Annotated in this window: 7 protein-coding genes and 3 rRNA genes (2 of these 10 cut by a window edge); 4 read left to right on the top strand and 6 right to left on the bottom strand. The window is 35.9% G+C overall.

Going from position 1 to position 10,000, the window contains the following annotated elements; all coding sequences use genetic code 11:
* Both M1D66_RS25670 and rrf read left to right on the top strand, forming a co-directional pair.
* Window positions 1–1,194: ribosomal RNA gene (locus M1D66_RS25670) — 23S ribosomal RNA — on the top strand; it begins 1,728 nt to the left of the window's first position.
* A 49-nt stretch (window positions 1,195–1,243) separates the two neighbouring features.
* A 5S ribosomal RNA gene (gene rrf, locus M1D66_RS25665) occupies window positions 1,244–1,359 on the top strand.
* Window positions 1,360–1,373: 14 nt separating this feature from the next.
* On the opposite strand, the gene M1D66_RS25660 is transcribed toward rrf, so the two are convergent.
* The 4 genes from M1D66_RS25660 to M1D66_RS25645 all read right to left on the bottom strand — a co-directional run bounded on the left by M1D66_RS25660 (window position 1,374) and on the right by M1D66_RS25645 (window position 5,308).
* A complete protein-coding gene (locus tag M1D66_RS25660) occupies window positions 1,374–2,450 on the bottom strand; it encodes a glycosyltransferase WbsX family protein (RefSeq protein ID WP_153595752.1) in 1,077 nt (358 codons plus the stop codon).
* 222 nt (window positions 2,451–2,672) lie between these two features.
* A complete protein-coding gene (locus tag M1D66_RS25655) occupies window positions 2,673–3,545 on the bottom strand; it encodes a class I SAM-dependent methyltransferase (RefSeq protein WP_086384837.1) in 873 nt (290 codons plus the stop codon).
* Window positions 3,546–3,572: 27 nt separating this feature from the next.
* Window positions 3,573–4,295, bottom strand: a complete 723-nt coding sequence (locus M1D66_RS25650) for a class I SAM-dependent methyltransferase (protein ID WP_086384836.1) — start codon at window positions 4,293–4,295, stop codon at window positions 3,573–3,575.
* Between the two features lie 218 nt (window positions 4,296–4,513).
* Window positions 4,514–5,308, bottom strand: coding sequence for a sulfotransferase family 2 domain-containing protein (locus tag M1D66_RS25645; protein ID WP_000790047.1), 795 nt, complete (start codon window positions 5,306–5,308; stop codon window positions 4,514–4,516).
* A gap of 292 nt (window positions 5,309–5,600) precedes the next feature.
* Between M1D66_RS25645 and M1D66_RS25640 the strand changes: the two genes are divergently transcribed.
* Window positions 5,601–6,548: an NAD-dependent epimerase/dehydratase family protein gene (locus M1D66_RS25640; RefSeq protein ID WP_001230834.1), complete on the top strand. Its 948-nt coding sequence runs from the start codon at window positions 5,601–5,603 to the stop codon at window positions 6,546–6,548.
* A gap of 35 nt (window positions 6,549–6,583) precedes the next feature.
* Here M1D66_RS25640 and M1D66_RS25635 read toward each other — a convergent pair whose 3' ends face one another.
* Both M1D66_RS25635 and M1D66_RS25630 read right to left on the bottom strand, forming a co-directional pair.
* Window positions 6,584–7,360, bottom strand: a complete 777-nt coding sequence (locus tag M1D66_RS25635) for a class I SAM-dependent methyltransferase (protein WP_086388123.1) — start codon at window positions 7,358–7,360, stop codon at window positions 6,584–6,586.
* Between the two features lie 67 nt (window positions 7,361–7,427).
* Window positions 7,428–9,359, bottom strand: coding sequence for a glycosyltransferase (locus tag M1D66_RS25630; protein WP_086388122.1), 1,932 nt, complete (start codon window positions 9,357–9,359; stop codon window positions 7,428–7,430).
* Between the two features lie 510 nt (window positions 9,360–9,869).
* On the opposite strand from M1D66_RS25630, the gene M1D66_RS25625 reads away from it, so the two are divergent.
* Window positions 9,870–10,000 (top strand): 16S ribosomal RNA (locus M1D66_RS25625) (it continues 1,421 nt past the right edge of the window).

Raw genomic sequence — 10,000 nt, 5'->3', positions numbered from 1 at the left:
ATGACCCCGTAACTTCGGGAGAAGGGGTGCTTTCTTAACGGAAAGCCGCAGTGAATAGGCCCAAGCGACTGTTTAGCAAAAACACAGCTCTCTGCGAAGCCGTAAGGCGAAGTATAGGGGGTGACACCTGCCCGGTGCTGGAAGGTTAAGGAGAGGGGTTAGCGTAAGCGAAGCTCTGAACTGAAGCCCCAGTAAACGGCGGCCGTAACTATAACGGTCCTAAGGTAGCGAAATTCCTTGTCGGGTAAGTTCCGACCCGCACGAAAGGTGTAACGATTTGGGCACTGTCTCAACCAGAGACTCGGTGAAATTATAGTACCTGTGAAGATGCAGGTTACCCGCGACAGGACGGAAAGACCCCGTGGAGCTTTACTGTAGCCTGATATTGAATTTTGGTACAGTTTGTACAGGATAGGCGGGAGCCATTGAAACCGGAGCGCTAGCTTCGGTGGAGGCGCTGGTGGGATACCGCCCTGACTGTATTGAAATTCTAACCTACGGGTCTTATCGACCCGGGAGACAGTGTCAGGTGGGCAGTTTGACTGGGGCGGTCGCCTCCTAAAGTGTAACGGAGGCGCCCAAAGGTTCCCTCAGAATGGTTGGAAATCATTCGTAGAGTGCAAAGGCATAAGGGAGCTTGACTGCGAGACCTACAAGTCGAGCAGGGACGAAAGTCGGGCTTAGTGATCCGGTGGTTCCGCATGGAAGGGCCATCGCTCAACGGATAAAAGCTACCCCGGGGATAACAGGCTTATCTCCCCCAAGAGTCCACATCGACGGGGAGGTTTGGCACCTCGATGTCGGCTCATCGCATCCTGGGGCTGTAGTCGGTCCCAAGGGTTGGGCTGTTCGCCCATTAAAGCGGTACGCGAGCTGGGTTCAGAACGTCGTGAGACAGTTCGGTCCCTATCCGTCGTGGGCGTAGGAAATTTGAGAGGAGCTGTCCTTAGTACGAGAGGACCGGGATGGACGCACCGCTGGTGTACCAGTTGTTCTGCCAAGGGCATAGCTGGGTAGCTATGTGCGGAAGGGATAAGTGCTGAAAGCATCTAAGCATGAAGCCCCCCTCAAGATGAGATTTCCCATAGCGTAAGCTAGTAAGATCCCTGAAAGATGATCAGGTTGATAGGTTCGAGGTGGAAGCATGGTGACATGTGGAGCTGACGAATACTAATAGATCGAGGACTTAACCATATAATATGTAGCAAATGTTATCTAGTTTTGAAGGAATATGCCTTCATAGTTTGGTGATGATGGCAGAGAGGTCACACCCGTTCCCATACCGAACACGGAAGTTAAGCTCTCTAGCGCCGATGGTAGTTGGGACCTTGTCCCTGTGAGAGTAGGACGTCGCCAAGCAAGCTTAAGACGAGTCAGAATGACTCGTCTTTTTTGTATGCTTTCATACCTCTATCAATTGCATTTTTAACCCCTTCTAAATAAGAAAATCCATATTTTTTATCTGGCTCTAAGTAAGTTCCTTCCGCCCACTCGTTCCATGCGTTAATAAATAAAAACTCGCTGTTATAAAAAGAGTAAGTCCGATGAATTTGCTTGCTTAAATATATGCTGAACTTTTCAGGGGTAGAACCTACAAAGATGCTGCTATTTGCGTTTTTTCGTCGTGCAGTATTATCCCAATCAACAAAAGCCCCGGGAAATGTTTTTTTCTTTGGGAGCGATCGTTGTAATATATACATCCATACTTTATCGTAGTCCCAAACATTTAATTGCATATTAGAATCATATATTACCTTATTTATGTCTGAAGAGCTATCATGGGCAATTGTATAGAAAGGTTCAAACTGAATGCTAGCATTGAATCCATTTATATTAGGTAGTGGAAAACTGTTTAATGTTTCAGCAAAGTATATGCCTTTTAAACCATTTTCTCGTGCTAATGCATTCCAGTAATTAAGCATTTTTTCACAATCAGGAATATGCCCTGGACGATAAATAATGAATAGAGGTTTATCATCTATATAAATATATCTCTCATCCTGGAAAGCCTGTAATAAATAATCAAAGTGTTCCTTCCAATCAGATATATCTCCGTAGTCTTGAGGCATTAATATATGTTTATCGAGACCATCCCAAGATTTTGTCCATGGTTCATTTGCCCAAGAAAGACAAAAAGGGAAGTCAGGTTCCTTCATCTTTAGTACCTCATTAAAGGGTGTTTCTAATAGTCTTTTTCCCTTAAACCAGTAATGATAATAACAAAAACCATATATACCGTATGCTTTAGCGATTTCCGCTTGCCACTTTCTTACGGAGGGGGTAGTTAAGTCGTAATAAAAATCTTGATAAGGTTCCCTAGGTTGATAATGTCCTGAAAATAAAGGTCGTGCACTTTTAGTATTTGTCCATTCAGTAAATCCTTTCCCCCACCATCGATCATTTTCTTTAATTTGATGGAATTGTGGTAAGTAAAAAGCTATTATTTTCAAGTTATATCCCCCTCATGTTTTTCGTAGTTCAAGTGTTGGGAAGTTATTCTTGATTTGGTGAAGCAATTTTAAAATAAGAGATATATTATCTGTTTACTGTTTTTTATGGTATGTATTGGATTTTTTTAAGCTTACTTAATAAGAGAGTATTAGGTAATTTGATATACAGCTGAAATAGAAAGTGCTTTTCGTCATGAAATTTATTACGTTGAATGAAAGGAATTAAATTTTTTGAAGGACAAAGAGGGCCTGTGGTAATCGATTTACATCATCAAAAAAGTCTTGTAGCTTTAAATATTTCTCATAATGATTTTCAATATAAGTCCTAGGTATAACAGTTTCTCCGTAAAAACTACTATTTCTAACATCCCCTGCACCAGTAGGACTGTGAACAAATTTGCCGTTTTCATAATCCGAGATGGCGCGATGTATATCTGGAAAAGCTTGAGATAAAGTTTTATGCCATCCTGTTTGAATTAATTCAGGATGTTCTTGGAATTGTTGACAAAAATCAAGAAAATAGCGCGCTTGTGTTGTTGCGATGAAGATTCCACCAGGGCGAAGAACTCTTGAAAATTCTTTTACCCAATTTTCGGCAGTTGCTTCGGATAAATGTGAGAATACAGAATAAGCGAATATGATATCTAATGAATTGTCACTAATAAATTCTACAGGGGGATGTGGACTTGCTGTTTTATATATCCCTCTTCCTAGTGTTTCATTACAAAGTGTGATCATCGCAGGATCGACATCAATGCCAAGTAAATTTTGATCAGAGGCATCTTTAAATAAGAAGCGTATAATTCTTCCCCATCCGCAGCCGAAGTCTAAAACTTTACTTTCTTTATTCAAGGGAACCCCTAAATTTTGGGCGTATTGTTTTATATGTCTATAAAATAAATATGCTTCGTAAAGAGCATGTTCATAGGAAGCCCCTACAAATTGTTTTTGAATTTCTTCAGGAGGAAACCTAGGTACGGGAACCCCATTTACCGTTATTTGCGAACAACTTTGTATAAATAAATTTAGAAGTTCGACATCAGATAGTGAATTAACAAGATGATCAAAATCACTTCCTAACTTAAATTTATTCATTTGTTAAACCTCCGAATTATATAGTGATTAAACTTTATTTTCTTGCTTTTTACTAATAAAAACATGTAAAAATTCAGCATCTAACCCTAGTAATCTATCCTTTTGTAAATAAACAATGGTATACATGTTTGCGTGTGTATAAATATATTCAATCATATCCTGCCCCCAATCGAACGTTACTAAAGATCCATTCTCATCAATAGGGTTTCCGTGATAAATGGGCTCTTCAATATATTCAATCACCTCTTGATTCATTCTTGCTCTTTGCACAGTTTTTGTGAGTGTATGATACCAAGGGACAGTAAATACATGAGCGCCGCCAGGTTTTAATACTCGTTCTATTTCTTTAAAGGCTTTGTTCGGCGTCATTACATGCTCAAAAACGTCTTGAGTAATGAATAAATCAAAAGATTCATCTTCAAAAGTCATGTCTTCTAAGTTCTCACATCTAATACCTTGAAAGTATTGGCCAAGAGGATAATTTCTAAAGTATTGAGAATAAGTATAGTTTTTACAGTTTTTTAATAGCAGCTGAGTTGTAATCCCTCCAGGAGAGGATTCGTGGATACTATAGGAATCCCATTTTGGAAAAAATGTATGCAAAGCATGGATTAAAGCTCGCTGCCTTGGTATAGAGTTACATGTAGAACATAAATAATGATCTCTAAGCCAATCATTATGCTCTATAAATGTAGCTTTCTTTTCGCAAATAACGCAGTACCCATTATTGTGTTTCAAATTGATTTCCACACGACATCCCTCCTATGTTAAATGCAATCTATTTATGGAAAGTATGATACACGTCAACAATCAGCGAAATCAAAGGGGGAATGGGTGAAAGTTAGGTATCTCTTAAAATTGCGATTAGGAGAAGGGAATAATCAGTTGAAGAGAACCCCCAATCGAATTAAAGTTTCACTTTATGCTATGCGATGCATCAGCTTTTATTCATGGGAAAATGTATAGACTTAAAATATCCCTTTCGTGTATGGGTACATTTCAAAATCCTGTGCGTATATTTCTGTAACTAAATCCATAGTTTCTTTATCATAAAAGCTTTCGTATGTTGGAAATCGTGGGAAGTCTGTATCTGTAATGCTAAGTTCTGCATAGCTCCCTGCATAAATCATCTTATGTGCGCGATGATGATCTGAATTTGTAAGAAGTGCTAAAGGGGATTTTATCAAATCGTACGTGTGTTCTAGTTTGGTGATTTGTGTATTAAAATCTTCTAAAGGAATATAACATTGGATGAAGTTTTCTTCACCAGGGACGTATTGTTGACTAAAATGTATATCTAACGCTAGAGAATTGGAGCTGAATGCCTGAACGTAATATAAAAATTGTTTAAATGATATTCCTTGATTACTATATTTGTCATTGTAAAAATAATGACGGATACTTTCCCATTGAGGGCTAGCATATGGGTTGTCAGCAAGTAATAGAAATGAGCTGACAGCCCTTGTATAGGGATTTCGCACAAGTTTACAAACATCCTTTTTACCCTCTAGAAGACCATTTTGTAACTCTGGTATGTAATTTGTATTGTTCTTATACACCCAGAACTCATAGTAATGAATAAAGTCATTGTATTTCTTTGCTTCAGTAAATAATCCGATTTGAAAAAAGAACCAATTAGCTAACGCGGTGCATCCGCTTCTATGACTCCAAAATAGTATAATCGGAAAGTCTTTATGGTAATGTGGAATTCGATCTTTATGTAGAATTACATGATTTAAAAGTTCTTGATTTATATTTTTCATGAGTTTCGCACTCCTTTTTTGAAAACCTTGTGTATTTAGAAGTTTTTTTATGGGTTAAACAAGTGAGGATTGTTTATTAAATATATTCATGGGGATGAGTAAATATTATGAGTGTTTTTGCAGTCAACCTGAATAAGGAAGCTATTCTGAAATGAAAATAGAAAATAAAGATAATGAAAATTTATAACAAACATACAATGATAAGAAGATGAATAATCGAAATGATCCAGTTTATTTGTGTATATTTTTAGGTTTGAAGACGGGAAAAATTTACTACTAGAGAGATGATATTATGAGGAAGAATAATTATTTAATAGTAGGTGGAAATAGTTTCATTGGTATCAACCTCGCATTGGGTTTATTGAAACAGGGGCAAAATGTAAAAGTATTTTCCAGACATATAAATAATTTTCCTCAAAATATTGTAAGTGAAGTTGAATTTATTAAAGGTGATTTAAAAAATGTTGAGGATATATATAAGGCTTTAGTGAATATAGATATTATTATTTATTTAGCTGCGACGTCTAACGTAGCAACTTCAATTGAAGATGTTTTCGGTGATATTAATAGCAGTCTATTTTTTCTTAATTTCATGGAAAGTGTTAAAGATTTTCGTATTAAAAAAATTATATTAGCTTCTTCGGGAGGCACAGTTTATGGTGAACCTGAATATTTGCCTATTGATGAGAAACATCCATTAAGACCACTTTCCCCGTATGGAATAACAAAAGTTTCGCTGGAGAATTATTTGTATTTTTATAAGAGAAAATATGGAATAGATTATGTTGTATGTAGATATTCTAATCCGTATGGAAAATACCAAAACCCCTTAAAAAAAGTTGGGGCGATAAATTGTTTTTTGTACCAGCATCTCAGTAATGAAAGGATTCATATATATGGGAATCCAGAGGAGATTATTAGAGATTATATTTATATCGATGATTTAGTTGAAATTACTATACAACTAGCACAATTAAATCAATTGAAATCTTGCGTATACAACATAGGGAGTGGCAAAGGTCTTTCTTTAAAACGAATTATAGTGGAATTAGAGAAAATAACAGAAAGAAAAGTGGATTTTATCTGTTACAAACAAAAACAAGAGAACGTTCAAAAAATCATTTTAAATATTGATAAGATAAAACAAGAATTGAATTGGGAACCTAAAATAGATTTTAAACATGGGATTAGATTAAATAAGCTATGGATTGAAGAGTTCTTATATAGTAAAAAACAATAACCCACACTCTACTTGTATAAGCAGAGCGTGGGTTATTATTTTACTTCTTTTTCTATAACCCAAAGGTCTTGATGTTCCCACCAAAATCCTTCAGTATACTTTTTGATAATTGGGTTATGGGGTAATAATTTAATTTTGTCACACACGTAAGAGGGACTAACTATCGTTTGTCCGTATTGATTCACATCTAAATCGAATTGTTCACTAGAAGAGAGAAACCAATAGCCCTTTTCATTTAAATTTGGAAACCCGAAGTATTTTTTGCTTTGATAGCCATGGGTTGTGAAAATGAATAAACCACCAGGTGAAACAGCGTTATACAATGTTTGCAGCCAACGAAACCAAGTTGTATCAGGCATATGAGAGAAAAAGGATAGACAGAAAACGATATCGTACGTAGAGGAGTCCAATTTTAACTGTTCAGGCTCAGGATGAGATAATATAGAAGCACTATTTAATTTGTTTTCAATAAAGGAAATAGCCTCTTCGTGTATATCGCAAGCGGTTATACTCAAATTCGCTTGTAGATTTAATAAATGACGTGTTACGCAGCCGTATCCGGATGCAAATTCTAACAATTTAATTGGATTGCCTGTAGGAGGATAAAGGGAAGTAATTAAGTTTAAGAGTATTTGTGCTGAGTTTTGCCCATCTTTAAAGTAGTAATCTATCGCTTCTTTTTTTGATGGGAAGACGGGATTAGTGACAATGAACTGAAAGATATGATCCTCAGGATGGATACTTGCATTTACATTATAGCTGTGTGCGATTTGAGAAATTAAATCTTTATGTTCCTCTATAAAGTCTTTCAAAGAGTATTCCTCCCTTAAGTAATAGTAGCAACTTACAAGAGATATTGATGGCATAGAAAGCACAAGTTTAAATTTTTAAGTATGCTTTAAGATGCTTTCTATATGTATACATTTTCATTTTAGAAATGTCGTCGATAGTAAATCTTTCTTTAATGAAATTTTGCATTTGCACAACTTCATTGTAATGGGAGTATGAATCTTCTGTTCTTGTTACGCTATTTAAATGTCGTCTATGATAGTTTAAGGGGGCTGGATTGAAGTAAATATCTCCCTCTGTAAGAAGAGAAACATAGAAAAACCAATCACCAGCTATTTTGAACTTCTCTAACTGTTTTTCTGTTTTCTTCATATCTATATTTTTAAAAACTACACTTGAAACATTAGGTATAGTGTTTTTGATAAGTAACGTATCTTGTATTTCTTCGACGCCTTTTCGAAAATAGGGGCCTTTCCATTTTTCTTTATCGATATCATTTGTGTAATTTAAATAATGATTAGCCAATACATTTCCTTGTTCATCAATTTGTTTTGATTGTGTGTAACTTAAGGTAATATTGTTATTTATATAAAACCCCTGTATCACCTCTTGTAAAAATGTCTTATCGCATAAGTCATCGGCCTCTGCGATCCAAATATAATCACCAGTTGCTGCAGAGACTCCTTTTATCCATTGTTTAAATACAGAACCAGAGTTTTTATCATTAATAACCTGTTGAACCTTCAGGTGGGTCTTATTTTCTTTTGAGAGCAGCTTTTTAAAAGTTGATACGCTATGATCAGTGGAGGCATCGTCTAAGAAAATTAGTTCGTAAAGAGGGTAGGTTTGGTTTAATATTGATTCGATTCGAGCAGGTAAGTATTTTTCATAATTATAGTTCGGTATGATTACACTTATCTTTTTGTAATTATGTTCGAGAAGATCTAGTAATTGATAAATGTAATTAAGAAAATTGAAGTTTTTTTCGATAAGTTCTTGGCCAAAGCTTCCCTTTTGTAATCGTAATCCCTCATCATGAATAAATTCATATATTTTTTCTAGCATTTTGGGTAAATTTAAAAAATCTACTAAGGCACCAGTTTTTTCTGTAACAACATCTTCAAAACCTCCAGCATTTTTAAACCCTATAACAGGAAGTTTTGCATCTAATGCTTCTAAAACAACATTTGGAAAAGGATCTTCCCTTGAAGTTAATAAGTATAAGTCAGCCCCGGCGTTATATAATCCGATATCGGGAGTAGGATCGACTAATGTGAAATGTGCTTTATATTTAGGGGGCAGTGTATTCAGGAATTGAACGTCCGTTCTCCCTACCCAAATGAAATGAATATCCTTGTGAGTCTTTCGTACTGAGTAAGAGATAAGTGAGAATAAATCTATTCCTTTTCGATAATCTGCGAAGCCTACACCTAAGATAATTTTGCTATCTAGAGGCAGGTTAAGCTTCTTACGTAACTCATTTCTAGCTTTTGCGATATTGTTTTTATAAGGATTGTGGTTAAACAAACCTTGAGGGAGAATGTGACATTTTTGAGGATCCAATTCAGTGATTGTACGAAATTTTTCATATACGTATTGTGAAGGGAAGACAACTTTGTAAGCAAATTCAGCGATGTTTTTAGCTTTCCCTTCAGCAGAGTACTGTTGTATTAAATGCGGTAATTCATGTATTAATGAAACAACTTTTATATTGTGTCTAGCTAGTAATGCGACGATATCGCCACTTATGACAGTGCTACATATGGCGAGGGTAAAATCCTGTGATAATAAATCCTTTATTAATAATTCGACCTTTTCTTCTGTTTGATAACCTTGCTCGAGACAATAAACAGGACCGTACTTTTGAAAATCTGGAATTAAAATACCTGATCCAATAGAAATAATTGCAACAGAGTAATCAAAGTTTTCTTTAAGAGCCTTAATAGTATGTAAAGAAAGTAGCTGTGCTCCGTGGAAATGGGCATCATGGGATACATAAATTATCTTTTTATTAACATGCATTTCATAACGCCTCCTAAGTATATTAGATTTTAAAGGTAAAGAAGAGAAGTGTTTTATTTATAATCTCCCTAGAGATGAGCAGGAGGGAGGACGTACTAAAAGAAAAAATACTATCCTTAATATATATTTACTTGGTCTCACATTCATTCTTTAGAAAAGTATTAGTATTAAGTTAGAGAGTGTAGGCTGCAGATTGTTAGTTTGAATACATAAGTTTAAGAAGTTCTAAGGCTGTGTTAGAAATTAAGAGAGGGCAAAGCTTTTATGATTTATAAAATAAAAAAGATAAAAGGTATTGACGGTTGATCTACGGGGGTGTAATATAGGACAAGTCGCCGAGGACAATAACGTCGAAAGCGACAAACGAAATAAAAAACTTAGTTGACATCAATTAACGAAAGTGTTAACATAAGGAAGTCGCAAATGAGCGACCAAGTAGTTCTTTGAAAACTGAACGAAACAAACAACGTGAAACGTCAATTTTTATTTTAGATGCTAGACAAACTAACTTTATTGGAGAGTTTGATCCTGGCTCAGGATGAACGCTGGCGGCGTGCCTAATACATGCAAGTCGAGCGAATGGATTAAGAGCTTGCTCTTATGAAGTTAGCGGCGGACGGGTGAGTAACACGTGGGTAACC

The organism is Bacillus sp. PK6-16 (assembly GCF_056530295.1).
The sequence above is the reverse complement of the archived record's forward strand: the minus strand, read 5'-3'. Positions and strand labels throughout refer to the sequence as shown.